20 protein-coding genes are annotated in these 24,819 nt (G+C 69.7%); 12 read left to right on the top strand and 8 right to left on the bottom strand.

The features are described from left to right. Positions 1 to 396: 396 nt before the first annotated feature. The 3 genes from CHC02_RS15375 to CHC02_RS15385 all read right to left on the bottom strand — a co-directional run bounded on the left by CHC02_RS15375 (position 397) and on the right by CHC02_RS15385 (position 2,968). Positions 397 to 684: a hypothetical protein gene (locus CHC02_RS15375; RefSeq protein ID WP_089392332.1), complete on the bottom strand. Its 288-nt coding sequence runs from the start codon at positions 682 to 684 to the stop codon at positions 397 to 399. Between the two features lie 69 nt (positions 685 to 753). Beyond that, positions 754 to 1,206: a GNAT family N-acetyltransferase gene (locus CHC02_RS15380; protein ID WP_167364794.1), complete on the bottom strand. Its 453-nt coding sequence runs from the start codon at positions 1,204 to 1,206 to the stop codon at positions 754 to 756. A gap of 70 nt (positions 1,207 to 1,276) precedes the next feature. Continuing rightward, positions 1,277 to 2,968 carry a sensor domain-containing diguanylate cyclase gene (locus CHC02_RS15385; RefSeq protein ID WP_089392334.1) on the bottom strand — a complete coding sequence of 564 codons (1,692 nt, stop codon included), beginning with the start codon at positions 2,966 to 2,968 and terminating at the stop codon, positions 1,277 to 1,279. Positions 2,969 to 3,216: 248 nt separating this feature from the next. On the opposite strand from CHC02_RS15385, the gene CHC02_RS15390 reads away from it, so the two are divergent. The 5 genes from CHC02_RS15390 (at position 3,217) to CHC02_RS15410 (ending at position 13,620) form a co-directional block, all read left to right on the top strand. After that, positions 3,217 to 4,908 carry a putative bifunctional diguanylate cyclase/phosphodiesterase gene (locus tag CHC02_RS15390; RefSeq protein ID WP_089392335.1) on the top strand — a complete coding sequence of 564 codons (1,692 nt, stop codon included), beginning with the start codon at positions 3,217 to 3,219 and terminating at the stop codon, positions 4,906 to 4,908. Between the two features lie 31 nt (positions 4,909 to 4,939). After that, positions 4,940 to 9,421, top strand: a complete 4,482-nt coding sequence (locus CHC02_RS15395; protein WP_089392336.1) for a PAS domain-containing hybrid sensor histidine kinase/response regulator — start codon at positions 4,940 to 4,942, stop codon at positions 9,419 to 9,421. 126 nt (positions 9,422 to 9,547) lie between these two features. Further along, on the top strand, positions 9,548 to 10,717 hold the full coding sequence (locus CHC02_RS15400; RefSeq protein ID WP_089392337.1) for a GGDEF domain-containing protein: 1,170 nt from the start codon (positions 9,548 to 9,550) through the stop codon (positions 10,715 to 10,717). 383 nt (positions 10,718 to 11,100) lie between these two features. Continuing rightward, a complete protein-coding gene (locus CHC02_RS15405) occupies positions 11,101 to 12,483 on the top strand; it encodes an MATE family efflux transporter (RefSeq protein WP_089392338.1) in 1,383 nt (460 codons plus the stop codon). Between the two features lie 237 nt (positions 12,484 to 12,720). Continuing rightward, a complete protein-coding gene (locus CHC02_RS15410) occupies positions 12,721 to 13,620 on the top strand; it encodes a bestrophin family protein (protein ID WP_089392339.1) in 900 nt (299 codons plus the stop codon). A gap of 15 nt (positions 13,621 to 13,635) precedes the next feature. Here the strand turns inward: CHC02_RS15410 and moaB are convergent, their stop codons facing one another. Beyond that, on the bottom strand, positions 13,636 to 14,175 hold the full coding sequence (gene moaB, locus CHC02_RS15415) for a molybdenum cofactor biosynthesis protein B (protein ID WP_089392340.1): 540 nt from the start codon (positions 14,173 to 14,175) through the stop codon (positions 13,636 to 13,638). Between the two features lie 323 nt (positions 14,176 to 14,498). On the opposite strand from moaB, the gene CHC02_RS15420 reads away from it, so the two are divergent. Then, positions 14,499 to 15,398 carry a LysR family transcriptional regulator gene (locus tag CHC02_RS15420; RefSeq protein WP_089392341.1) on the top strand — a complete coding sequence of 300 codons (900 nt, stop codon included), beginning with the start codon at positions 14,499 to 14,501 and terminating at the stop codon, positions 15,396 to 15,398. Between the two features lie 227 nt (positions 15,399 to 15,625). On the opposite strand, the gene CHC02_RS15430 is transcribed toward CHC02_RS15420, so the two are convergent. The 4 genes from CHC02_RS15430 to CHC02_RS15445 all read right to left on the bottom strand — a co-directional run bounded on the left by CHC02_RS15430 (position 15,626) and on the right by CHC02_RS15445 (position 18,583). Continuing rightward, positions 15,626 to 16,012, bottom strand: coding sequence for a DUF1801 domain-containing protein (locus tag CHC02_RS15430; RefSeq protein ID WP_089392342.1), 387 nt, complete (start codon positions 16,010 to 16,012; stop codon positions 15,626 to 15,628). Between the two features lie 84 nt (positions 16,013 to 16,096). Next, positions 16,097 to 16,840 (bottom strand): PAS domain-containing protein, encoded by a 744-nt coding sequence (locus CHC02_RS15435; protein WP_089392343.1) that lies wholly within the window; start codon positions 16,838 to 16,840, stop codon positions 16,097 to 16,099. 11 nt (positions 16,841 to 16,851) lie between these two features. Beyond that, positions 16,852 to 17,484, bottom strand: a complete 633-nt coding sequence (locus CHC02_RS15440; RefSeq protein WP_089392344.1) for a response regulator — start codon at positions 17,482 to 17,484, stop codon at positions 16,852 to 16,854. Then, the gene (locus CHC02_RS15445) at positions 17,453 to 18,583 is read right to left on the bottom strand and encodes a sensor histidine kinase (RefSeq protein WP_089392345.1); all 1,131 of its coding nucleotides are present in this window, start codon (positions 18,581 to 18,583) and stop codon (positions 17,453 to 17,455) included. Before CHC02_RS15445 ends, CHC02_RS15440 begins: the two co-directional genes overlap by 32 nt. Positions 18,584 to 18,827: 244 nt before the next feature. Here CHC02_RS15445 and CHC02_RS15450 point away from each other — a divergent pair, with 244 nt between their 5' ends. The 6 genes from CHC02_RS15450 to CHC02_RS15475 are packed head-to-tail and all read left to right on the top strand — an operon-like array spanning position 18,828 to position 24,780. After that, positions 18,828 to 19,358 carry a dimethylamine monooxygenase subunit DmmA family protein gene (locus CHC02_RS15450; protein ID WP_089392346.1) on the top strand — a complete coding sequence of 177 codons (531 nt, stop codon included), beginning with the start codon at positions 18,828 to 18,830 and terminating at the stop codon, positions 19,356 to 19,358. After that, entirely contained in the window at positions 19,355 to 20,281 is a 927-nt protein-coding gene (locus tag CHC02_RS15455; protein ID WP_089392347.1) for a PDR/VanB family oxidoreductase, read from the top strand. Before CHC02_RS15450 ends, CHC02_RS15455 begins: the two co-directional genes overlap by 4 nt. A gap of 13 nt (positions 20,282 to 20,294) precedes the next feature. Next, positions 20,295 to 21,311 carry a heme-dependent oxidative N-demethylase family protein gene (locus CHC02_RS15460; protein ID WP_089392348.1) on the top strand — a complete coding sequence of 339 codons (1,017 nt, stop codon included), beginning with the start codon at positions 20,295 to 20,297 and terminating at the stop codon, positions 21,309 to 21,311. Positions 21,312 to 21,343: 32 nt separating this feature from the next. Next, positions 21,344 to 22,474 (top strand): aminomethyl transferase family protein, encoded by a 1,131-nt coding sequence (locus CHC02_RS15465; RefSeq protein ID WP_089392349.1) that lies wholly within the window; start codon positions 21,344 to 21,346, stop codon positions 22,472 to 22,474. A 52-nt stretch (positions 22,475 to 22,526) separates the two neighbouring features. Then, on the top strand, positions 22,527 to 23,384 hold the full coding sequence (purU, locus tag CHC02_RS15470; protein WP_089392350.1) for a formyltetrahydrofolate deformylase: 858 nt from the start codon (positions 22,527 to 22,529) through the stop codon (positions 23,382 to 23,384). 25 nt (positions 23,385 to 23,409) lie between these two features. Continuing rightward, on the top strand, positions 23,410 to 24,780 hold the full coding sequence (locus CHC02_RS15475) for a flavin-containing monooxygenase (protein WP_089392351.1): 1,371 nt from the start codon (positions 23,410 to 23,412) through the stop codon (positions 24,778 to 24,780). Positions 24,781 to 24,819 lie beyond the last annotated feature (39 nt).

Consider the following 24,819-nt stretch of genomic DNA (forward strand, 5'->3'; position numbering starts at 1 on the left):
CTGCAGGTTAGAAACTGTTACCCATGTGCCTGAACCGATTTGTCACCTATGTGGGTGAGTCGTACCGGCAAGCCTTTTTGGTTACTTTTGTGGCGTTTGACAAAAGTGACTCGCCCGAGGGGGCGAAACAAGAGATATCCGAACACTCGGAGCGGCGCGCTACGCCGAGCCCAACGCAAAAGTCTCTGGGTTCCCGCGTTCGCGGGAATGACGGGGTTGAGGTTAGGGGTAGGAGGATGGCGCCTGACCGACACATCGCTCAGGACAGCCCCCTCTCCCTTCAGGGCGGGCCGCGTAGGCGAGGGTTGGGGAGAGGGAACGGAGTTGACCTCAAACACCGAAGCCACCGGGACACTCCGTTCGCGAGCAAGCTCGCTCCTACAGGGGGTGAAGCGATCAGACCAGCAGTTCCGGCTCGACCATGTCGCATTCGAAACTGATCCGCCCCCCCTTCTCGTCCGCACTGCCACCAGTGATCGGGCCATAGTAGTTGAGGCCGTTGTCCAGGCTCACACAGACGTGAGTCGGCTCGTCCGGCGCATCCAACTGCCCCTGGAACACCAGCTCCATCACCCCCGGCTCCAGGGTACGCAGCTCGACGGCAATGGCCGGGTTGTCCACGGCCTCGGCTTCGCGCCCCCGGTGCTCGGCGCTGACGGTGACGGTGGCGGTGAAGTGCGGCATGGGGGGCTCCAGGGCTCGGGGAATGAATACGGGCGCCAATCTGCCCGGCGCGGCGGCGCCTGGCAAGGGTCAGCCGACGTGAAAGCGAAAGCGCAGGTGCGGCCAGGCGTCGGGGTCGTCCACCGGCAGCGGCACGGTGCCGCGCGGCACCACCCGCAGCCAGAATGCCAGGGCGTCGCGGTTGCCGGTCAGCACGTTGAGCTGCCAGTCGCCGGGCTGGCGGGCGAACAACGCCCGGGCCGCGGCACGGCCCACGCCCCGGCGGCGGAACGCCTGGCCGACGTAGAACTCGGCCAGCTCGTGCAGGCCCGGCCGCTCCAGGGCGCGCACCAGGGCGAAGCCGGCGACCTGGCCGTCGACGCGGATCAGGTAGGGCCGGCGACCGGGCTCCACCCAGTACAGCGCCAGGTAGGGGTACAGGTCCGACTCGACGCCGAGCTCGCGCAGGTAGCCCGGCAGCATGGCCGCCAGCAGCGGCTCCTCGTCCATGCCGGCGACCTGCACTTCGACTTGCGGGTTCACGGTGGCCTCCCCTGGGCAGTGGTCCATGCACCATAGCCCATCGGGCCGTCATCCGGCCCGCCGTGGCCCCCTAGAGGTACTCGATGCGGTTGCGCCCGGCCTGCTTGGCGCGGTACAGCGCCAGGTCGCTGCGCGACAGCACCGCCTCGGCCGTGGCGTCGCCGGCGAGCATGTCGGCGACGCCGATGCTCAGCGTCAGCGGGATGCGCTCGCCGGCGTGCACCAGCGGGGTCTGCGCCAGGTGCTCCTGCAGGCGCTGGGCGAAGGCCACCGCGTTCTCGCGGCTGGCGTCGCTGAGCAGCACGGCGAATTCCTCGCCGCCCATGCGCCCGACGCTGTCGCTGCGCCGCACGAGGCCGGCGAGGATGTCGGCGAAGTGGCGCAGGGCCAGGTCGCCCACCGCGTGGCCCCAGCGGTCGTTGATGGCCTTGAAGTGGTCCAGGTCGCACATCAGCACCGCGGCGCTGCGTTCGCCGCCGCGCTGCACGCGGCCCAGCTCGGCCTGCAGCTGGTGCATGAAGCAGCGCCGATTGGGCAACTGGGTGAGGAAGTCGGTGGTGGCCAGCACCTGCAGCTCGGCCTCGATGCGCTTGCGCTCGGTGATGTCGGTGATGAAGCCGTGCCAGAGCACGCTGCCGTCGGCCTGCAGGCGCGGGTGGGCATGGCCCTGGCGCCAGCGCACGCCCTGCCCCGGCAACTGCACCCGGTACTCCATCTCCCAGGGCACCAGGGTCCGCGCCGAGACCTCCAGGGCGGCCAGGTAGCGCGGCAGGTCCTCGGCATGGATGATCCCGCGGATGCGCTCGACGGGGCCGTCGGCCAGGTCCTCCGGGGCCATGCCGTAGATTTCCCGGCAGCCGGCGCTGACGTAGGGGAAGCGCGCCGAGCCATCGGGCAGGCGGCGGAACTGGAAGACCATGCCGGGAATCTCGTTGGTCAGGTTGGTGAGCAGCTCCAGGTTCTGCCGCAGGCGCTCGGCCAGCACGCGCTGGGCGGTGATGTCGGTGGTGGTGCCGAGCATGCGCAGCGGCCGCCCCTGGTCGTCGCGCTCGACCACCTTGCCGCGGCTGCACACCCACATGTAGCTGCCGTCCTTGCGGCGCAGGCGGTGCTCCACCTCGTAGGCATGGGTCCGCCCGGCGAAGTGCGCCTCCAGGGTCGCCCTGACGTAGGCCAGGTCGTCGGGGTGCACCCGCGTGTAGCTTTCCTCGATGCGCTCGCCGATCTCCTCCTCGGCGTAGCCGAGCAGGGCTTTCCAGCCGCGGGAATAGTGGATGGTGCCGCTGGGCACGTGGCGGTCCCAGATGCCGGTGCCGCTGCCCTCCACCGCCAGCGCCAGGCGCCGCTCGGTGGCGCGGGTGCGCTCGGCGCCGCGCTCCAGCTCCAGCAGCGCGGCGGCCATGCCGGCGTACTCGGCCAGGGCCTCGCCCTGCCTGGCGTCCAGTTCACGCGGGCGCTCGCCCAGCAGCCAGAGCTGCCCCAGCAACTGGCCGTCGGCCGCGCGCACCGGGCAGATGCGCAGGAACGCCCAGCGCGCGGCCAACCCCGCGACGCCGCCGTCGAAGGGCCCGCCCAGGCATTCGAGCCAGGCCCTGTCCTCCGCGCCCAGGCCCAGGCAGGCGCACAGCCGCCAGGCGCCGCCGCCGTCGCAGGTCAGCGCCGCCGCGTCCAGGGCCAGGTGCCCCAGCGCCAGGCGCAGCAGCCCGGCATGATGTCGCTCGCCCACACTCTCCATCGCGCACCCAGTACTCACGGACTGCATCTGCACACTGCTCGCTCAGGCATCCACGGATGCCGCCAGGAAAGTCGGCCATTGCCCTGAGTCTATCCATAATGGCGTTCTGACGTCATGGCTACCCATCGGCTGGCAGGCACAGCTTATCGCCCGCCGGCCACGGAGCGTCCCCGACAAGGAATATCAATTTGACATCATGCAGGGGTGGGCCCTCATGATCTAGGCTAGCCTCATGCCAGAATTCTCCTACAGAAGTTTTCCGCTGGAGCAAGGGAATGCCGGAAGATCCGCGTAACTTCGACTCGGTCATCCTGATCGTCGACGACCAGGTCAGCGACATACAGCTGCTGGGCGAGGCGGCCAGGGGGCTGGGCGTGACGCACTTCGCCGCCGACGGCCGCCAGGCCCTCGAGCTGGCCCGGCGCATCCGCCCGGACGTGGTCCTGCTGGACATCGAGATGCCCGGCATGGACGGCTTCGAGGTGTGCCAGGCGCTGATGGCCGACGCCAAGCTCAGCGACGCCGCGGTGATCTTCGTCACCGCCTACGACCAGGTGGCCCACGAACTGCGCGCCCTGCAGATGGGCGGCGTGGACTTCATCACCAAGCCGATGAACCTGCCGGTGGCCCGCGCGCGCATCCGCACCCACGCGCGCCTGCGGCACATGGCGAAGATCCTCGCCAACCAGGACCCGCTGACCAACCTGCCCAACCGCGCCCTGCTCGGCGACCGCATGGCCCAGGCCATCGAGGGCGCGCGCTGCAACCAGCAGCGCGTCGGCCTGCTGTTGCTGGACCTGGACAACTTCAAGGCGATCAACGACGCCGAGGGCCACTCCCTGGGCGACGCCATCCTGCAGGAGACCGCGCTGCGCCTCAGCCGGCACTGCCGGGCCATGGACACCGTGTGCCGGCCCGGCGGCGACGAGTTCGCCGTGCTGCTGCCGGAGGTGCACAGCCTGGAGGCCATCGGCGATTTCGCCGCGCGGGTGCAGGCGGCCCTCGGCGAGCCCTACGTCATCCGCGGCACCAGCTACCACCTCACCGCCAGCATCGGCATCAGCCTCTACCCCGACGACAGCGACGGCGCCGAGGACCTCTACCGCCACGCCGACGCCGCCATGTACCAGGCCAAGGCCGCCGGGCGCAACGGATACAGCTTCTTCTCGGCGGACATCGAGAGCCGCATGCGCGCCCGCCACCTGCTCGAGCGGCACATGCGCCTGGCCCTGGAGATGGGCGTGTTCGAGGTGTTCTACCAGGCCAAGGTGCACGCCGCCACGCGCGCCATCGTCGGCGTCGAGGCGCTGATCCGCTGGCGCGACGGCGAGGGCCGCCTGGTGCCGCCGGCGGAGTTCATCCCCCTGGCCGAGGAAACCGGGCTGATCGTGCCCATCGGCCAGCAGATCCTCCTGCGCGCCTGCCAGGACGCGCGCGCCTGGAACGACGCCGGCCACCCGCTGACGGTCAGCGTGAACATCTCGGCGGTGCAGTTCCGCAACGAGAACTTCGTCGGCCAGGTGGCCGAGATCCTCGCCCAGACGCGCATGCAGCCGGGCAACCTGGAGCTGGAGATCACCGAGGGCGTGCTGGCCAGCGACCGCTACGCCTCGCGCCAGACACTGGCGGCGCTGCGCGACCTGGGGGTGCGCATCGCCATCGACGACTTCGGCACCGGCTACTCCAGCCTGGCCTACCTCAAGCGCTTCCCGGTGAACGTCCTGAAGATCGACCAGAGCTTCGTCCGCGACATGCTCCAGGACCGCAGCGACTCGGCGATCATCGAGGCCATCATCAAGCTCGCCCAGGCCCTGGACCTGGAGCTGGTGGCAGAAGGGGTGGAATGCCCGAACCAGGAGAGCGCGCTGGTGGCGCTGGGCTGCCCGGTGATGCAGGGCTACCTCTACTGCCGCCCGGTGCCCCGCGACGACATGAGCCGCCTGCTGGCCGACGGCCTGCAGCCATGACCACAGGCACGAGCGCAACGGGAAGGATCGGGTGAAGACGACACCGGGCAACCTCAGGTTCAACCGCTGGTCCTGGGCCGCGCTGGCCCTGGGCGTGTTCTGCTCGGCGCTGGGCGCCTGGCTGGTGCAGCGCGGCAACGAGCAGCAGGCCAGCGCCGCCGTGGCGCAGGAGGCCAGGCGCCTGGCCGACACCGTGCTGGCGCGCATCGAGCTGTACCAGTACGGCCTGCGCGGCGCCCGCGGGGCGGTGCTGACCGCGGGCGAGGCGCACATCAGCCGCGAGGTCTTCCACCGCTACGCCCAGACCCGCGACATCGCCAGCGAATTCCCCGGCGCGCGCGGCTTCGGCTTCATCCGCCGGGTGCCGGCCGAGGCGCTGGACGACTTCCTGCGCAGCGCCCGCGCCGAGGGCCGGCCGGACTTCGCCGTGCGCGAAGTGACGCCCAACCCCGGCGAGCGCTACGTCATCCAGTACCTGGAGCCGGAGCCGGCGAACCTGGCCGCCATCGGCCTGGACGTGGCCTCCGAGCCGCGCCGCCGCCAGGCCGCCCAGGCCGCGCTGCGCACCGGGCTGCCGCGGCTGAGCGCGCCCATCACCCTGGTGCAGGCCTCGGGCGCCTCGCAGCAGTCCTTCCTCATGCTGCTGCCCATCTACCGCGGCGGCGCGACGCCCGCCGACATCGAGCGGCGCCAGGCCCAGGCCATCGGCCTGAGCTACGCGCCGCTGCTGATGCGCGACGTGCTGGACGACCTGCACCTGGACGACCCCGCGGTGCACTTCCAGCTCGCCGACGTGACCGACGGCATCCCCGGCGACACCTTCTACAGCAGCGGCGACGATGCCAAGGCGCCGCGGCTGTACCCGCAGAGCCTGCAGCGCGACGTGTTCGGCCGCCGCTGGCAGATCGACTTCAGCGCCCACCCGGCCTTCGTCCAGCGCCTGCACCCGCTCTCCCCGCCCCTGGTGTTCGGCGCCGGCTGCCTGGGCAGCCTGCTGCTGGCCGCGCTGCTGGGAGCCACGGCGGTCAGCCGCCAGCGCCGCGGCCAGGTGCAGGAGCAGCAGGCGCGGCTGGCGGCGATCGTCGAATCCTCCGCCGACGCCATCGCCGGCAAGAACCTGCAGGGCGAGATCACCAGCTGGAACGCCGGCGCGCAGAAGCTGTTCGGCTACGCCGCCGAGGAGGTGCTCGGGCGCCAGGCCAACGGGCTGCTGGTGCCCGCCGAGCGGGCGGCGGAAGAGGAGCCCCTGCTCAGGCGCGTGGCCCGGGGCGAGCGCCTGCCGCCCTTCGACACCCAGCGCCGGCACAAGGACGGCCGGCTGATCGAGGTGTCGCTGACCGCCTCGCCCATCCTCGGCCCGCGCGGCGAGGTGGTGGGCACCTCGACCACGGTGCGCGACATCACCGCGCAGAAGGCCGCCGAGGCGCGCATCCGCGAACTCAACAGCGGCCTGGAGCGCCAGGTGGCCGAGCGCACCGCGGAACTGGCCGAGGCGAACCGCCTGCTGACCAACGTGCTGCGCTCGGCCTCGGAGGTGTCGATCATCGCCACCGACGCCGGCGGCGTCATCCGCATCTTCAACCGCGGCGCCGAGCGCCTGCTCGGCTACCGTGCCGAGGAAGTGGTCGGCCAGGTCACGCCGCAGCACCTGCACCTGGAGGAAGAACTGGCCGCCCGCGCCGCCCAGCTGAGCGAGGAATACGGCCGCCCGGTGCCGGGCTTCCGCGCCCTGGTGCAGAAGGCCGAGGACCAGGGCGCCGAGACCCGCGAGTGGACCTACGTGCGCAAGGACGGCAGCCGGGTGCCGATGAGCCTGGTGGTCACCGCCATCCGCGACGAGGCCGGCCAGGTCAGCGGCTACCTCGGCATCGCCGTCGACATCACCGAGCGCAGGGCCGCCGAGGACCGCCTGCGCCTGGCCCACGACCAGCTCGCCCTGGCCGCCGAGGCGGCCGGCCTGGGCATCTGGTGGTGGCGCCCGGCGGACGACACCCTGCACTGGAACGAGCGCATGTTCGAGCTGTACCAGCAGCCGCCGGCGCTGAACGGCAACGGCCTGTGTCTGGAGCACTGGCGCGAGCGCCTGCACCCGGAGGACGTCGACGCCACCCTCGCCAGCCTGGCGGACGCGGTGGAAGGCCGCGGCCACTACGAGCCGACCTTCCGCATCAATCGCCCCGACGGCCAGGTGCGCTACATCCAGGCCGCCGCCCGCGTCGAGTACGACGCCGACGGCACGCCGCTGCGCGTCACCGGCATCAACCTGGACATCACCCGCGAGCGCGAGATGCAGGCCTCGCTGCGCCAGGCCAAGGAACAGGCCGACGCCGCCAGCGCGGCCAAGTCCAGCTTCCTGGCCAACATGAGCCACGAGATCCGCACGCCGATGAACGCCGTGCTGGGCATGCTCTTCCTCGCCCGCCAGACCGAGCTGAACCCGCGCCAGCGCGACTACATCGACAAGGCCCACTCCGCCGCCAACGCCCTGCTCGGCCTGCTCAACGACATCCTCGACTACTCCAAGATCGAGGCCGGCAAGCTGCTGCTGGAGGAACACCCCTTCGAGCTGGAGGCGCTGATGCGCGACCTCGCCGTGGTGCTCTCCGGCAACCTCGGCAGCAAGGACGTGGAGATGCTCTTCGACATCGACCCCAACCTGCCCGGCAGCCTGCTCGGCGATCCGCTGCGCCTGCAGCAGATCCTCATCAACCTGGCCGGCAACGCCATCAAATTCACCGACCACGGCCAGGTGGTGGTCAGCGTCCAGCAGCTGGGCCGCACGGGCGAGCGCCTGCGCCTGCGCATCGGCGTGCGCGACAGCGGCATCGGCATCGGCCCGGCGCAGCTGCAGAGCATCTTCGACAGCTTCACCCAGGCCGAGGCCTCCACCACCCGGCGCTTCGGCGGCACCGGCCTGGGCCTGTTCATCTGCAAGCGCCTGGTGGAACTGATGGGCGGCCGGCTGCAGGTGGAGAGCCGGCTGGGCAACGGCAGCCACTTCTGGTTCGACCTGGACCTGGCGGTGGTCGGCGAGCGCCCGCTGAAGGCCGGCTGCGCCGTCATCGACCGGCCGCTGCGGCTGTTGGTGGTGGACGACAACCCCAGCGCCGCCGAGCTGCTGCTGCGCACCTGCGAGTCCCTGGGCTGGCACGCCGACCAGGTCAGCGGCGGCATGCAGGCGGTGGCGCGCTACCGCGAGGCGACGCGCCAGGGCCAGCACTACGACGTGGTGCTGATGGACTGGCGCATGCCCGACCTCGACGGCCTGCGCGCCGCGCGCCTGATCCAGCGCGAGGCCGGGGCGCGCACGCCGCCGACCATCATCATGATCACCGCCTACGGCCGCGAGGTGCTGGCCGACGTGCGCGACGGCGACACCCCGCCCTTCATCGACTTCCTGACCAAGCCGGTCACCCCGCGGCAGCTGGCCGACAGCGTGCAGCAGGCCCTGGGCGGCGAACCCGCCGAAGCGCCCGCCGCCCCCGTGGCCAGCGCCCGCCGCCTGGCCGGGCGGCGCCTGCTGGTGGTGGAGGACAACGCGCTGAACCGCCAGGTGGCCGCCGAGCTGCTGGCCAGCGAGGGCGCCGAGGTGCTGCTGGCCGAGGGCGGCCTGGAAGGCGTCGAGCAGGTGTGCCACGGCGGCGTGCCCCTGGACGCGGTGCTGATGGACGTGCAGATGCCGGACATCGACGGCCTGGAAGCCACCCGGCGGATCCGCGCCGACGGCCGCTTCGCCGCCCTGCCGATCCTCGCCATGACCGCCAACGCCGCCCAGTCCGACCGCGAGGCCTGCCTGCTGGCGGGCATGGACGACCACATCGCCAAGCCGATCGACAAGGAGCGCCTGGTCGGTTGCCTGCTGGCCCACCTGGAAGCGCGGCAGCCCGTCCGCGAAGCGCCGCCGCAGGCACCAGCGGCGGACGCCATCGTCGAGAGCCGCGACAGCGTGCTGGGGCGCTTCGGCGGCGAGGAGAAGCTGATCCACCGCGTGCTGCGCAGCTTCGAGCCGGAGATGGACAAGCTGCTGGAGCGCCTCGACCGGCTGCGCGGCAGCGGCGACGTGAAGGCCGGCGCCGGCCTGCTGCACACCCTCAAGGGCAGCGCCGGGACCATGGGCGCCAGCGCCCTGGCCGAACGCTGCGCGGCCCTGGAGGCCGAGCTGCTGCGCGCCCCGGCCGAGGCCCAGGCGGACGCGCTGGCCGCCCTGCCGGTGGACGAGCTGCGCCAGCTGCTGGCGGTGACGTTGGGCGAACTGCAGGCGCTGTTCGCCGAACCGCCGGGCCTGGCCGAAGGCACGGCCGCGCAGCTCAGCCGCCCGCAGGTGCGCGAACGGCTGGAGGAAATCCTCGCCCTGCTGGAATCGGGCAACCTCGACGCCCTCGACCGCCTGGAGGCGCTGGCCCGCCACCAGCACGCCTGGCCGCGGCATTTCCTGCGCTTCAACGACCTGGTCCAGGCCCTGGACTTCAAGGGTGCGCTGCAGGTGGGCCGGGAGATGCTCGATGAACTGTGAGCCGCACGGCAGCCCACGCGCACGCCCGCTCAAGTCGCTGCACGGGCTGCCGACACATTCCTGCGACAACTTGTCGGGCGTGGCCCTGCGTGCGACATACCGATGGAACGGCCACAGGCGGGAACCATGAGCCTACCCGAGTACCCCGCGGCCAGCGGCGAACGGCAGATCCCCGCGCACCTGCGGCCGGCCCTGCGCGCCTACGTGCTGCAGCACTACCGCGGTTTCCTGCTGGCGATCAACTTCATCGCCATGGCGGCCTACGACGCCTACGTCTTCGCCGACGCCGCGCTGATCCCGGACATGGCGCTGCAGTCGCTGCTGGTGCGCGGCCTGCTCAGCCTGGTCGGCCTGCTGAACATCTACCTGGTGTTCCGCCACAGCCGCAGCGTGCTGCTGATGGACCTGCTGATGCCGCTGCACGACATCGTCTCGGCCATCGCCTGGTTCGAACTGCTCAAGCGCAGCGCCTCGCCGGACGTGCCCACCTTCCTCTACGCCTCGGTGGTGTTCATCGTGCTCGCCAACCTGGGCGTGCGCTATTCCTTCGCCGGCATCCTCGCCTGCTCCCTGGCGATCTCGGCGGTGATCCTCGGCAACGTGGCGCTGATCCACGCCGGCGAGCCCAAGGCGGTGCTGGTGTTCACCCTGGTCTACCTGCCGGTGCTGGTGTTCAGCCTGTTCATCAGCTGGACCAACATCCATGGCGTGCGCCGGGCCTTCCTCGCCGACCTGGAAGGCCAGCGCCAGCGCGCCGAGCTGGCCGAGCTGAACCAGCGCCTGCAGGAGCTGGCCGCCACCGACGCCCTCACCGGCATCGGCAACCGCCGCGCCTTCGACCTGCGCCTGGAGCAGAGCTGGCGGCAGATGCGCAGCCACGGCCGGCCCTTCGCCCTGCTGCTGGCCGACATCGACTACTTCAAGCCCTACAACGACCACTACGGCCACCCGGCCGGCGACCGCTGCCTGTGCGAGGTGGCCACCTGCATGGCCGAGGCCCTGCGCAGCGGCCAGGCGCAGCTGTTCCGCTACGGCGGCGAGGAATTCGTCATCCTCCTCCAGGTGGCCAGCCCGCAGGAACTGCGCCAGGTCGCCGAACGCCTGCGCGAGCGGGTGGCGGAACTGGACATCGAGCACCTGCACCGCCCCGACCGCCTCTGCCGCCTGACCATCAGCCTGGGCGGCGGGCTGTCCGACGGCGCCGCCGGGCCGGACGAACTGCTAGCCCGCTGCGACCGCCTGCTCTACCAGGCCAAGCAGCAGGGCCGCGACCGGGTGTGCCTGGCCGAGGGCTGACGCGCAGGGGAAACCCTGGCCAGGATAATCAGTAAGAACAGGCTCAAGCCGAACTTTCCAGGGTTCCAATCCGGGGAACTCCGACCAGAGTAAATCCCTGATGAAGTATGCCGCTGCGCAAAGCAGAGGCATTGATCAGCGGCTGAAAGCCGGCAGCGCAACAACTTGCCACATCCCCTATTGCCCGAAATAAATGGTCAACACTTCGCCCAGCCGGAAAGCAGCTATTTCCGGCATCCCCGATATTCCTACAGGAATTGCGGATTGGCGGCCGGCCGAGTCCATGGTTGCCTGCATCAGGAACGCATTGGATGCAGGCAAAGGAAGGGTTGTCGAGTCGCAGCGCCAAGTTCCATACATCAGTTCAACAAGAGATATAGACCTTGACGCATGCACGCCCCTTCGACCAGACCAGAAAACTGCTCAACCTTGCCATTCCGATCGGGGTGATCGAAGTGGTAGGCCATTTCCTGGTCCTGACCGATCTGATTGTCGTCGGCAGACTCGGTGCACTGGAATTTGCGGCGGTCGGACTGGCGATCACGTTCTTCTGGGTATTCGTGGTCGTCGGGATTTCCGTCATTTCGGTGGTGGGCGTCCTGGTCGCGGAAAAATGCGCCGGCTCGGTGCAGGAGAATGAAGTCGGTCGTTACGGCGCACAGGGTTTCTGGGTGTGCATCATGATGATCGTGCTCATCGCGCCGGTAATAGGGTTCATGTCGAATCTCCTGGCCTTGACCGGCTTGCAACGCGAGTTACTGCCGATCATCGAAGCCTATACCCACGCCATAGTCTGGGCACTGCCGCCAGCACTTCTGTTCGCCTGGCTGAGAAGCCTCCTGATCGGCCTCGAAGTTTCGGCCCCCATAACCGGGATTGCACTCATGGCTGTGCCGGCCAACCTGGCGCTCAGCATCATTTTCGTCTTCGGTTTTGGTCCATTGCCCAGGCATGGCGTTGCAGGTGCCGGGTACGCGACCGCCCTTGTGAACCTCGCGATGTTTGTAGCGCTGGCAGTCTACGTCTACCGGTGGATGCCGGGCATCCATGCCGCCCTGATGGCCAATATCCTCAAGATGGAACGCAGAATTCTCGTACATATCCTGCGCGTGGGTGGCGGCCAGGGTGTGATTGCCCTGCTTGAGAACGGCATGTTTGCCGTCGTCGCCATTCTGGTGGGGTCATTGTCCGTGGAGGCCCTGGCCGCTCACAACATGGTGTACGCGGTGCTGGAGCTGGGCATTCTCGTCGTGCTCGGGTTTGGCGAAGGCACGATGATCCGCGTTGCAAAAAACATAGGGCTCAAGAACTACTCAATCGCTTACAGAGTCTGTGGAATCGCCCTTGCCTTCAGTTTTGTAATTGCAGCGTTCATCTCAAGCGGCCTGATCTTTTCGCCGGACCTGGTTTCCGCCATCTTTCTATCGGAAGATGGCAACGTCAATGCGGATGACGTAGATATCGTACTCGGCACTTTCGTTGTCGCCGCCAGTCTGTCGTTGTTTTTCGATGCGGCTCAAACAGTCCTTTACCATGCCGTACGTGCAACTCGCGATGAATATATCCCTGTTCTGATCGCATTCTTCGGATACTGGATCGTGGGGCTCGGATGTGGATACCTCTTCGGCTTCACGTTGGATCTCGGGATAGCCGGAATCTGGATAGGGCTGGCCATCGGGCTCTGCGCAATTACCGTGCTGATGGGATTACGCCTGCGCTACCGCTTCCGATATCTGCAGAACAACGCGTCCGGTCCACTGTATTGAATACCGGGTTACCGGATGGACAATTCAACAACGCGAATTCCCATGCCGATAGAGCACACTTATCGGCTGGTAATCAAAAGCGATTTGACGCTCTTCGAGTGGCTCTCTAGCCTCGGCGCAAGGCTGTAGCCACAGCCTTGGAAACGAACTTCCGACGCTTCCAGAGATGCCCCGGCAGACGAGCCGCCCCCCATGGCGGGGCGCTTCGTCGCCCCTCCCCCTGTCCACGGACGCAGCATGATCGTTCACCCCCACCCCAACATGTTCAGCGTGCTGTTCACGCTCAAGGGGTCCATTGCCAGGCGCATCGCCTGGCGCAGCCTGATGGTCACCCTGCTGGCGGCGCTGATCGTGCTGGTCGAGACCCGTCACCCGGCGTTCTTCGCGCGGGTCAACGCCACGCCCTTCACCCTGCTGGGGCTGTCGCTGTCGATCTTCATGAGCTTCCGCAACAACGCCTGCTACGACCGCTGGTGGGAGGGCCGCAAGGCCTGGGGCAAGGTGGTCGTAGAGATGCGCTCGTTCATCCGCGAGAGCGTCGCCATCGGCGACCAGGCGCTGCGCGAGAAGCTGCTGCGCGCGCTCTGCGGCTATGCCCACGCGCTCAACGCGCGGCTGCGGGGCGAGGACGAACTGCAGGCGGCGCGGCCGTGGCTGGCGGCCGATGCGCCGGTGGCACTGCACAACGTCAGCGACGGCATTCTCCAGCAGGTCGGCGGGGCCTGCTCGGCGCAGGCCCGCTGCAACGCCCTCGGCGAGTGGCGCTACGTCACCCTGGAACAGCGCCTGGTGGGGCTCAGCGAGGCGCAGGCGGTGTGCGAGCGGATCAAGGGCACGCCGCTGCCCTTCCCCTACACCCTGCTGCTGCACCGCACCATCTACATCTTCTGCATCCTGCTGCCCTTCGCCATGGCCGAGCCGCTGGGCTGGATGGCGCCGCTGTTCACCACCATCGTCAGCTACACCTTCTTCGGCCTGGACGCCATCAGCAACGAGCTGGAAGACCCCTTCGGCCGCGACGAGAACGACCTGCCCACCGACGCCATGGTCCGCGTCATCGAGCGCGACATCCTCGGCGCCCTGGGCGAGCGCTCGCTGCCGCCGCCGCTGGCGCCGGTGGACTGCATCCTCAGCTGAAGGGCGAGGCGCGGTTCATTGCCGCGATTCGCAGGGCTTGCCGGGCTTGAGGTGGGCGACGAAGTTGCAGGGCCGGTGGCGGGCGTCTAGCTGCTCGGCGAGGATGCCTTCCCAGGCGGTGCGGCAGGCATTGGTGGAGCCCGGCAGGCAGCACACCAGGGTGCCGTTGGCCAGGCCGGCCAGGGCGCGGGTCTGCACGGTGGAGGTGCCGATGTCGAGGATCGACAGCGCGCGGAACAGCTCGCCGAAGCCCTCGACCTGCTTGTCCAGCAGGCAGGCGACCGCCTCGGGGGTGCTGTCGCGGGCGGTGAAGCCGGTGCCGCCGGTGACCAGCACCACCTGGACGTCATCGTCGGCGATCCAGGTGGCGACCTGGGCGCGGATCCTGTACAGGTCGTCCTTGAGCAGCACGCGGGCGGCCAGGCGGTGGCCGATCTCCACCGAGCGGCTGGCCAGCAGCTCGCCGGACGTGTCGTTGTCGAACGTGCGGGTATCGCTGACGGTCAGCACGGCGATATTCAGCGGAACGAATTCCGCATTGGGTTTGACGCTCACGCCTTCATCTCCGAACAGGGAATTCGCAGCCACGCTAGAGACAACCCCATACCCCGTCCAATCGATATGGCAGACTGAACGATCGACGCTCTCTATCGGCGCTTCCGGCCTTTCGCGGCCTGCTTTCACGCATGATGGGACCGGCCTATCGGGCGGTCGGCAGCAACGATTGGACGCCGCCCGCAACGCCCGGTAACGTGCCGTTCATCCGGGCCGGACGAGCAGCCCCACGACGAGACCGACGGCGCAGCGCCGCACGTTCGGCTACACACTAGAACGACACCGGCCAGGCCTTCGCCCCCACCACCCGACAGGCAGCTCCCATGGACATCAAGCAGCTCAAGTTCCTCATCGCCCTGGACCAGACCCGGCACTTCGGGCAGGCTGCCGCGCTCTGCCACATCACCCAGCCCACGCTGTCCATGCGCCTGCGCAACCTCGAGGACGAGCTGGACCTGGTGCTGGTGACCCGCGGCCAGCGCTTCGAGGGCTTCACCGAGGCCGGCGAGCGCATCCTGGCCTGGGCCCGCACCCTGCTGGCCGCCTACGACGGCCTGTTGGCCGAGGCCGCCAGCTGCCGCGGGCAACTGGTGGGCAGCCTGCGCCTGGGCCTGGTGCCGCTGTCCAGCTTCAACCCCATGCAGGTGCTCAAGCCGCTGTCCCAGCGCTACCCGGAGCTGCAGTTCCAGCTGTCGTCGCTGAGCTCGGAGCAGATCATCGACGGCCTCAGCCGCAACCAGCTGGACCTGGGCATCTGCTACCTCGACCAGGTCAACACCAGCTACTTCGAGGTGCTGGAACTGGCCACCACCACCATGGGCCTGCTGCACGACGTGCGGCACTTCCAGTTCGACGACGGCGAGCTGCGCTGGGACAGGCTCAACGACATCCCCCTGGGGCTGCTGAGCAAGGGCATGCACTACCGCCAGTCCGTCGACCTGAGCTTCCGCAGCCGCGGCATGGACCCGCTGCCGGTGCTGGAGAGCGACTCCAGCTTCCAGCTGATCCAGGCCATCGGCGAAGGCATGTGCTGCGCCATCATGCCGCTGAACTGCGGCCTGGAAACCCTCAGCGAGCACCTGAAGATCACCCCCATCGCCGGCGCCAGCATCCACAGCCCCATCGGCCTTCTGCAGCGGCGCACCGAGCCGCGCTCGGCCCTGGCGGAAAAATGCTTCGCCGAGGCGCGCACCATCCTCGCCGGGGAAGACCCGAGCGAATGAGCCACTGAAACCCAGGTGCCGCCCGGCACCCCGGAGCCCGCATGACCCCCCCCCGAACCCCACGCTGCCGACGCAGCAGCCGAACGCCGAACCCAGCCGGCCCCTGCGCCGGCAACTGCTGTGGCTGGCCGCCCTGTGGCTGGGCGGCGTCGGCAGCGTCCTGCTGGCCGCCGAGCTGATCCGCCTGGCCATGGCCGCCGCCGGCATGAACAGCCACTGACGCGCCGCTAGCCGCGGCGCTTCGCCAGGTTCAGCGCCACGGCCGCGCGGATCAGCGCGCGCAGCGCCGCCTCGTCCAGCACGTCGCCCTGGTGGATGTCGATGGCCCGCCGCGTCGTGCCTTCGAGGCTGGCATTGAACAGCCCCGCCGGGTCCTCCAGCGCCGCGCCCCTGGCGAAGGTCAGCTTCACCACCTGCCTGTAGGTCTCGCCGGTGCAGAGGATGCCGGCCCGGGACCACACAGGCACGCCCCGCCACTTCCACTGCTCGACCACCTCAGGCTCCGCCTCGTGCACCAGCGCCCGCACCCGCGCCAGCACCTCGCCGCGCCAGTCGCCCAGCTCGGCGATCCGCGCCGTGATCAGGGCAGCAGCGTCGTCCTCTTCTTTCGTCATCGCACTCGTCCTCCCGCGCGCCGGCGGTTGCCGGCATGACCGCTTGAGTATCGACCAGGCGCGCGGTCGCGGCAGGACAGATCGTCAGGGGAGCGTTGCCGGCGGCTCCGCTGCCACCTCGAAGATGGCCCCTTCGATGCCGAGCACCTCGCCGGTGTCGGCATAGATGCCCACGCCCTTCTCCCAGACGTTCTTGATGCGCCCGTCGGCGCAGCGGATGCGGTAGGTCAGCTCGTAGGGCTCGCGGCGCAGCAGCGCCTGCTGCACGCCGGCCCAGACGTATTCGGCGTATTCCTCGAGGATCAGCGTGCTGTAGCTGTGCTCGTAGGTGTCGGTCAGGTACTGCGCCGGGTAGCCGGTGAGCTGCAGGCAGCCGGCGCTGACGAATTCCATGGTCCACTGGCGGTTGTTGCGCCCGCGGTAGATCAGCCCGGGCAGGCCGTCGAGCAGGCTGGCGGCACCGCGCCGGCTGGCCTCCAGGCGGGCGTCCTGGCGGCGCTGGCTGGTGGCGTCGCTGAGCGACAGGTAGAGCGCCTCGGCGTCACCGTCCAGCTGCACGTCGAACCAGCGCAGGCGCCCGTGGGCGTCGATGAAGCGCAGGCACTGCCGCGCGCCTTGGCCCTGGCGGGCCTGGCTCAGCACCGCGCGCCAGCCGGGCAGGTCCTCCTGGTGCAGGCAGGCGGCCAGTTCCTCGCCCAGGCCGCTGTCGCCCATCAGCGTGCGCCAGGCGCGGTTGGCCCGGCGGATGCGGCCGCGGCCGTCCAGGTGCAGCAGCGCCACCGGGTAGCGGTCGCCGTCGTCGCGGGTGTCGGCGGGCGGGGTCGCCATGCTCGTCCTCCTCATTGCAGGCCGCCGCCGCGGTGGACCCAGGCGGCCAGTTCCAGGCGCGAGCCCAGGTGGAACTTGCGCAGCAGGTTCTTCACGTAGATCTTCACGGTGCCGTCGCTGATGCCCAGCTCGCGGGCGATGCGCTTGTTGCTCAGGCCCTGGGCGATCAGCGCCAGGGTCTGGCCCTCGCGGGCGGTGAGCTCGTCCGCTGCCGGCGCCGCGGCCGGCGCGGGCTCGGCGAGCAGCGCCACCAGGCTGTCGTCCAGCTGCACCGAGCCGCGGCTGCAGCCACGCACGTAGGCCAGCAGCGCCTCCGGCTCGGTGTCCTTGAGCAGGTAGCCCTCGGCACCCAGGCGCAGGGCGGCGGCCAGCTCGGTGCGCTCGGCCGAGGCGGTGAGTACTATCACCTGGCTGTCCAGCTCCAGTTGGCGCAGCTCGTCGAGCACCTGCAGGCCGCCCAGGCCGGGCATGTGCAGGTCCAGCAGGATCAGCTCCGGGCTCAGCTGGCAGGCCAGGCTGATGCCCTCGCGGCCGCTGGAGGCCTGGCCGACCACGGTGAACTCGCCGCTTTCGCCGAACAGCTCGGCCAGGCCGCGGCGGAACAGCGGGTGGTCATCGATCAGCAGCAAGGTGGCGTTGTGCATCGGCTTTCTCCTCCGGTTGGGCGGCCACGCCGGGTAGCCGCAACGCGACCCGCGTGCCCCGTGGCGGGATGGTCTTCACGCTCAGGCTGGCGCCGATGGCCAGGGCCCGCTCGCGCATGATCGACAGGCCGAAGTGGCCGGTCTCGCCGCTGGCCTGCAGGCCGATGCCGTCGTCCTCGACCGCCACCCGCAGCTCGCCCCGGGCCAGGCGCAGGTCGATGCGCGCGGTGCGCGCATGGGAGTGGCGGACGATGTTGGCCAGCGCCTCGCGGACGATCTGCAGCACCTGCAGGGCCTGCTCGTCGTCGAGCAGGCCGTCGGGCAGGCGGTTGTCCAGCTCGAAGACGATGGTGCTGCGCCGGCCGAATTCCTCCACCGAATCCAGCAGCGACTGGCGCAGGCTGCGCCCGTCCAGGCTCAGGCGGGCGTTGCCGATCAGCTCGCGGACCTGGCGCTGCACCGCCTGCAGGCCGTGGCGCAGTTCCTCCAGCAGCGGCGCGGCCTGTTGCGGGCGTTGCAGCTGGCCCTGCAGGCGGTTCGCCTGGAAGGCCAGGAAGCCCAGCTGCTGGGCCACCGAATCGTGCAGCTCGCGGGCCAGCAGGGTGTCCTGGCCGTGGCGCTCCAGGCGCAGCCGCGCACGCTGCCGGGCGATGCCGTGGACGCTGACGGCCAGCAGCGGCAGCCAGGCCAGCAGCGCCCGGTGCTGGCGGCCGGTGAAGTCCTGCAGCGCCAGCGCGGCCTGGCCGCCCTGCTCCAGCGGCCAGAGCTGGCGCGGCTCGCCGCGCGCCCGGCAGGGGCGGCACGGGCCGGCGCGCAGGGCCGGCAGGTCGCGCAGCGGGCAGTCGGCCTCGGCGCAGAAGGCCGCCGGGCGCCGCAGCGGCTCCGCCAGGCCGGGCTCGTCCAGCAGCAGGCACGGCGCCGCCTCCGGATGGGCCGCCGCCAGGTCGGCGAGCAGGCGCGCCAGCGGCGCCCAACTGCCCGGTTCCTCCAGCAGGCCCCGCAGCAGCTCGGCCTCGGCGCGCCGCGGCGCGGCCGCGACGGCGCCTGCAAGCCATCGTTGCCGCCAGAGATCCAGCCACCCCGCACGCCGTGCACCCATGCCCAGCCCTCGTTCGCAAGTGCCATACAGGCAGCAACTTTCATGCCCCCGGCGCGGCCTCCCCGCGGCCCTTACCCCTTTGGAGATATCACCTCCTGCGGATTGAGCGGTTATTCGCATCAGGAAAATATCTTCCCCAACGCGAAACACGAAAGTTCGCCGCCGCCAGCGCCCGGATGCGCACCAACTCAAGGCCCCGCGCCTCAGGATCGGGCACGGCGGCGGCCCACCCAGCGAGGAAGCCATGACCGATACCGCTCTCTCCGGCAGCGCCCCGCCGCTGCCCAGCCTGCCCCGCTACGACGCCCTGCCGCGCCTGGCCGGCGGCCACGCGCTGCTGGTGATGCAGCGGGCCGACGCCGACTACGCCCATGCCCTGGCCAGCCGCCTCGGCCTGGCCCCCGGCGAGCTGGAACTGCTGGCCAGCGGCCCGCAGGGCCCGCAGCGCGCCCTGCTGGAACGCCTGGACAGCGCCAGCGTCGGCCTGCAGTTGCTGCTGTGCGGCGACGAGGCCTTCCTCTGGCCGCTGCACGCCCTGGCCCGCCAGGCCGGCCTGCGCCCCGACGAGATCCACCTGCTGCGCCGCGGCGAGGACACCCGCACGCTGTACTGCGTGCACTGCGGCACCTTGCAGGGCACCGGCAGCGGCGACCGCCACGACTGCCAGCACTGCGGCGTGCATCTCGAAGTACGGCGGCATTTCTCCCAGCGCCTGGGCGCCTACCTGGGTGTGTGCGCCGATGCCGACCAGCCCTATGCGGAGGCCCGCCCATGAGCGCCTTCTTCGACGTGCGGGTGAGCGCCGTGCGCGCCATCACCCCGGTGATCCGCGAATTCACCTTCGAGGCCATGGACGGCGCGCTGCCCGGTTTCTCCGCCGGCAGCCACGTGCAGCTGTGCCTGCCCAACGGCCTGCGCAACGCCTACTCGCTGCTGGGCGACCCGGCCGACGCCAGCCACTACCGCATCGCCGTGCGCCGCCAGGAGAAGTCCCGCGGCGGCTCGCGCTACCTGCACGAACAGCTCCGGGTGGGCGACCGGCTGCGCGTCGGCGCGCCGGCCAACCTGTTCGCCCTGCACGGCGAGGCGCGCCGGCACATCCTGGTGGCCGGCGGCATCGGCATCACGCCCTTCCTCGCCCACTGCCGCGAGCTGCTGCGCCGCGGCGCGGACTTCGAACTGCACTACGCCTACCGCGCCGGCCTGAGCGACGCCTACCTGGGCGAGTTGCGCGAGCTGCTGGGCGAGCGCCTGCACGAATACGACGGCGTGCAGCGCGCGCTGGACCTCAACCAGGTGCTGCGCCACCGCCCGCTGGGCAGCCACGTCTATGCCTGCGGCCCGCAGCGCCTGCTGCTGGCCCTGCGCGAGCAGGCCGCGGCGCTGGGCTGGAGCGACTCGCGGGTGCACTGGGAAGCCTTCGCCGCCCCCGAACCCGGCCAGCCGTTCCGCGTGGAGCTGGCGCGCAGCGGCCGCCAGCTGGACGTGGGCGCCGAGCAGAGCCTGCTCGAAGCCCTGGAAGGCGCCGGCGTGGAAGTGCCCAGCCTGTGCCACGGCGGGGTCTGCGGCCAGTGCCGCACGCCCTACCTCAAGGGCGAGGTGGAGCACCGCGACCACTTCCTCGACAGCCGCGAACGCGAAGGCAGCCTGATGCCCTGCGTATCCCGCGGCTGCGGCCCGATCCTGCTCGACCTCTAGGAGACCCGACGCCATGCCCACGACCCTCAAGCCGGTGGAGCGCTACCGCGAATCCTTCAGCTTCGCCAACAGCCCGGAGGCCATCCGCCGCTTCCCGTTCCCCTTCCCGGAGGACCAGTACCAGTACTCGGTGAACATCGAGCCGGCGGTGCCGCGCGACCCGGGCTCGGTGTTCGAGCACCTGTTCGACATCGACGAGCACTACCGCTCCGAGGTGGCCGAGCGCGCCCTGGTGCTGGAGCGCGACCCGTCGCGCTGCCTGGTGATGCCGCACATGCAGCCGGCCGCCTGGGACGCCCTGGCGCTGCTGATGGAGCGCCTGGCCAGCGACTACCCGCAGTACTTCCAGCTGCGCCGCGACGGCGAGCGCTGGGAGTGGCGCAACCTGGCCCTGGGCATCCACCAGCACTTCACCTACGGCGACGCCGCCACCCTGCCCTGCGAGCCGCTGGAATACATCACCCGCCAGGTGCAGGGCGACTTCGCGCTGCTCGACCAGCGCGACGGCGACCTGTTCATGGACGCCGGCATGGTCACCGGGCCGGCCGACTGGTCGCTGGCCTTCGACGCCGGCATGAGCTTCAAGCAGTGGCATTCGCCGGTGCCCATGGCGCACCAGATGGGCATTTTCGACCGCGCCCTGAAGTACCTGCTGAACCTGCAGGTGGGCCAGCCGATGCGCCGGCTGAACTGGACCATGACCATCAACCCGCGCCTGGACACCTCGCCCGAGACCTACCACGAGTGGGGCGCCGACCGCGGCACCGTCACCGCGCAGAACGCAGGCGAGCTGGTGCACCTGCGCGTGGAGCTGCAGGTGATGGCGCGCCTGCCGCGCAGCCATGCGCTGATGTTCAGCATCCGCACCTACCTGATCGGCATGAACGAGCTGGCCACCCAGCCGCACTGGGCCCGGCGCCTGTACCGCGTGCTGCGCGACCTGCCCGAGCCGATCGCCGACTACAAGGGCCTGACCCGCTACCGCGGCGCCCTGCTCGACTGGCTGCGGCCGTTCGATCCGCAAGCCTGAAGAACCGCCACCCACTACAAGAGGATCACCCCATGGCCAATTCCTGGCGCATCAGCGCCCTGCGTGAACGCCACCTGGCACTTGGCTCCAAACTCGAGGACTGGAACGGCATGGGCACCGCCTGGACCTACGCCAGCGACCTCGCCGACCACCACGAGGCGATCCGCACCCGCGCGGGCCTCATGGACGTGTCCGGGCTGAAGAAGGTGCACTACGTCGGCCCCCACGCCGAGAGCCTGCTGGACTGGGCCACCACCCGCGACATTTCCAAGCTGTACCCGGGCAAGTCGGTGTACGCCTGCATGCTCGACGAGGACGGCAAGTTCGCCGACGACTGCATCGTCTACCGCACCGGGCCCAACGCCTTCATGGTGGTGCACGGCGCCGGCGGCGGCCACGAGATGCTGATCCGCTCGGCCCAGGGCCGGCAGGTCGCGGTGCTGTTCGACGACGACCTGCACGACCTGTCGCTGCAGGGCCCGCTGGCGGTGGACTTCCTCGCCGAGCACGTGCCGGGCATCCGCGAGCTGCCCTACTTCCACCACCTGCAGGGCAAGCTGTTCGGGCACCCGGTGATGATCTCGCGCACCGGCTACACCGGCGAGCGCGGCTACGAGATCTTCTGCAAGGCCGCCGACGCCCCGGCGATCTGGGACGGCATCCTGGAAAAGGGCAAGGACCTGGGCATCATCCCCTGCGCCTTCACCGCCCTGGACTGGCTGCGGGTGGAGAGCTACCTGCTGTTCTACCCCTACGACAACTCGCAGATGTACCCCTTCGCCGACGAGAAGGCCGGCGACAGCCTCTGGGAGCTGGGCCTGGACTTCACCGTGTCGCCCGGCAAGCAGGACTTCCGCGGCGCCGGCGAGCACTACCGGCTCAAGGGCCAGGAGCGCTTCCGCATCTTCGGCGTGCTGCTCGACGGCGAGCAGGCGGCCCAGGCCGGCGACACCCTGTGGCACGCCGGCCAGGAGGTGGGGCTGATCACCTGCGCCATGTACTCGCGCCTCACCGGCCGCTCCATGGCCATCGCCCGCCTGAGCACCAACTGCGCCGAGCAGGGCGTGCCGCTGCAGGTGCGCGGCAGCCTGCAGGCCGGCGCCATCGCCCACACCCTGCCCTTCGACGACCCCGAGAAGAAAAAGCGCACCGCCAAGGGCTGAGCGCCTCCGCCCGGCCCGCCGGGCGGCCTTCCACCACGCCGCGAGAACGCAAATGGACACCCACTACATCCTCACCATCGACTGCCCGGCGCGCTCCGGGATAGTCGCCGCCGTCAGCACCTACCTGGCCGGGCGGCAGTGCTACATCAGCGAGCTGTCGCAGTTCGACGACGAGATCACCGGGCGCTTCTTCATGCGCGCCGTGTTCCGCTTCGACGCCGACGCCAAGGGCGACATCCAGGCCCTGCGCGACGGCTTCGAGGACGTCGCCGTGCCCTTCGACATGCACTGGCAGCTGTTCGACAGCCAGCGGCCGATGCGCGTGCTGCTGATGGTCAGCAAGTTCGACCACTGCCTGGCCGACCTGCTCTACCGCCACGCCAAGGGCGAACTGGACATGCAGATCACCGCCATCGTTTCCAACCACCTCGACCTGCGCCCCATGGCCGAACGCGAGGGCATCCGCTTCATCTACCTGCCGGTGACCAAGGACACCAAGGCCCAGCAGGAAGCCGAGCTGCTGAAGATAGTCGCGGAGACCGGCACCGAACTGGTGGTGCTCGCCCGCTACATGCAGATCCTCTCCGACGACCTGTGCAGGCAGCTCTCCGGCAAGGCCATCAACATCCACCACTCCTTCCTGCCCGGCTTCAAGGGCGCCAAGCCCTACCACCAGGCCTACGAGCGCGGCGTGAAGCTGATCGGCGCCACCGCGCACTACGTCACCAGCGACCTCGACGAGGGCCCGATCATCGAGCAGGAAGTGCAGCGCGTGGACCACGCCTACAGCCCCGAGGCGCTGGTGGCCATCGGCCGCGCCACCGAGACCGTCGCCCTCTCCCGGGCGCTCAAGTACCACCTGCAGCACCGCGTGTTCATCAACCGCGACAAGACCGTGATCTTCTCCTGACAACTACGAACGTGGAGCACCGGACATGAAGCAAAGAGTCGCCATCATCGGCGCCGGCCCCAGCGGCCTGGCCCAGCTGCGCGCCTTCCAGTCGGCGAAGGAAAAAGGCGCCGACATTCCCGAACTGGTCTGCTTCGAGAAGCAGGCCGACTGGGGCGGCATGTGGAACTACACCTGGCGCACCGGCCTGGACGAGCACGGCGAGCCGGTGCACGGCAGCATGTACCGCTACCTCTGGTCCAACGGGCCGAAGGAATGCCTGGAGTTCGCCGACTACAGCTTCGACGAGCACTTCGGCCGGCCCATGGGCTCCTACCCGCCGCGCGAGGTGCTCTGGGACTACATCAAGGGCCGCGTGGTCAAGGCCGGCGTGCGCCCCTACATCCGCTTCAACACCACGGTGCGCAACGTCACCTGGGACGAGGCCAGCGGCACCTTCGAGGTCACCGCCCACAGCTACGACGACGACCGCACCTACAGCGAGGCCTTCGACTACGTGGTGGTCGCCAGCGGCCACTTCTCCACGCCCAACGTGCCCTACTTCGACGGCTTCGAGAGCTTCGCCGGGCGCGTGCTGCACGCCCACGACTTCCGCGACGCCCTGGAGTTCCAGGGCAAGGACGTGCTCATCGTCGGCGGCAGCTACTCGGCCGAGGACATCGGCTCGCAGTGCTTCAAGTACGGCGCGCGCTCCATCACCAGCTGCTACCGCAGCGCCCCGATGGGCTACAAGTGGCCGGAGAACTGGGAGGAAAAGCCGCTGCTCACCCGCGTCAAGGGCAGCACCGCCTTCTTCGCCGACGGCAGCAGCAAGCGCGTCGACGCCATCATCCTGTGCACCGGCTACAGGCACCACTTCCCCTTCCTGCCCGAGGAGCTGCGGCTGAAGACCGACAACCGCCTGTGGCCGCTGAACCTCTACAAGGGCGTGTTCTGGGAGCAGAACCCGCGGCTGATCTACCTCGGCATGCAGGACCAGTGGTACAGCTTCAACATGTTCGACGCCCAGGCCTGGTACGCCCGCGACGTCATCCTCGGGCGCATCGCCCTGCCGGAGCCGGCGCTGATGCGCGCCGAGGACCTGGCCTGGCGCCAGGAGGAGGAAACCCTGGAGAACGCCCGGCAGATGTTCGAGTTCCAGGGCGAGTACATCCGCCAGCTGATCGAGGCCACCGACTACCCCAGCTTCGACATCGCCGAGGTGAACAACACCTTCCTGCAATGGAAGCAGGACAAGTACGAAAACATCATGGGCTACCGCGACAAGTGCCACCGCTCGCTGATCACCGGCACCCTGGCCACGCCGCACCACACGCCCTGGCTGCAGGCCCTGGACGATTCGCTGGAGGCCTACCTCGCCGACCAGCCGGTGGACCAGCTCAGGAAAGCCCTCTGAGCCCTCTCCCGGGGCGGCCCCGCCGCCCCGCCTTGCGTG

It is taken from the genome of Pseudomonas delhiensis (genome assembly GCF_900187975.1).
GTDB lineage: Bacteria > Pseudomonadota > Gammaproteobacteria > Pseudomonadales > Pseudomonadaceae > Pseudomonas > Pseudomonas delhiensis.

What these genes read in the sequence shown, in the direction of transcription:
- CHC02_RS15375 (WP_089392332.1), bottom strand. Translation starts at nt 684, where the DNA reads ATGCCGCACTTCACCGCCACCGTCACCGTCAGCGCCGAGCACCGGGGG.
- CHC02_RS15385 (WP_089392334.1), bottom strand. Translation starts at nt 2,968, where the DNA reads ATGCAGTCCGTGAGTACTGGGTGCGCGATGGAGAGTGTGGGCGAGCGA.
- CHC02_RS15390 (WP_089392335.1), top strand. Translation starts at nt 3,217, where the DNA reads ATGCCGGAAGATCCGCGTAACTTCGACTCGGTCATCCTGATCGTCGAC.
- CHC02_RS15400 (WP_089392337.1), top strand. Translation starts at nt 9,548, where the DNA reads ATGAGCCTACCCGAGTACCCCGCGGCCAGCGGCGAACGGCAGATCCCC.
- CHC02_RS15410 (WP_089392339.1), top strand. Translation starts at nt 12,721, where the DNA reads ATGATCGTTCACCCCCACCCCAACATGTTCAGCGTGCTGTTCACGCTC.
- CHC02_RS15420 (WP_089392341.1), top strand. Translation starts at nt 14,499, where the DNA reads ATGGACATCAAGCAGCTCAAGTTCCTCATCGCCCTGGACCAGACCCGG.
- CHC02_RS15430 (WP_089392342.1), bottom strand. Translation starts at nt 16,012, where the DNA reads ATGACGAAAGAAGAGGACGACGCTGCTGCCCTGATCACGGCGCGGATC.
- CHC02_RS15435 (WP_089392343.1), bottom strand. Translation starts at nt 16,840, where the DNA reads ATGGCGACCCCGCCCGCCGACACCCGCGACGACGGCGACCGCTACCCG.
- CHC02_RS15440 (WP_089392344.1), bottom strand. Translation starts at nt 17,484, where the DNA reads ATGCACAACGCCACCTTGCTGCTGATCGATGACCACCCGCTGTTCCGC.
- CHC02_RS15445 (WP_089392345.1), bottom strand. Translation starts at nt 18,583, where the DNA reads ATGGGTGCACGGCGTGCGGGGTGGCTGGATCTCTGGCGGCAACGATGG.
- CHC02_RS15450 (WP_089392346.1), top strand. Translation starts at nt 18,828, where the DNA reads ATGACCGATACCGCTCTCTCCGGCAGCGCCCCGCCGCTGCCCAGCCTG.
- CHC02_RS15455 (WP_089392347.1), top strand. Translation starts at nt 19,355, where the DNA reads ATGAGCGCCTTCTTCGACGTGCGGGTGAGCGCCGTGCGCGCCATCACC.
- CHC02_RS15460 (WP_089392348.1), top strand. Translation starts at nt 20,295, where the DNA reads ATGCCCACGACCCTCAAGCCGGTGGAGCGCTACCGCGAATCCTTCAGC.
- CHC02_RS15465 (WP_089392349.1), top strand. Translation starts at nt 21,344, where the DNA reads ATGGCCAATTCCTGGCGCATCAGCGCCCTGCGTGAACGCCACCTGGCA.
- purU (WP_089392350.1), top strand. Translation starts at nt 22,527, where the DNA reads ATGGACACCCACTACATCCTCACCATCGACTGCCCGGCGCGCTCCGGG.
- CHC02_RS15475 (WP_089392351.1), top strand. Translation starts at nt 23,410, where the DNA reads ATGAAGCAAAGAGTCGCCATCATCGGCGCCGGCCCCAGCGGCCTGGCC.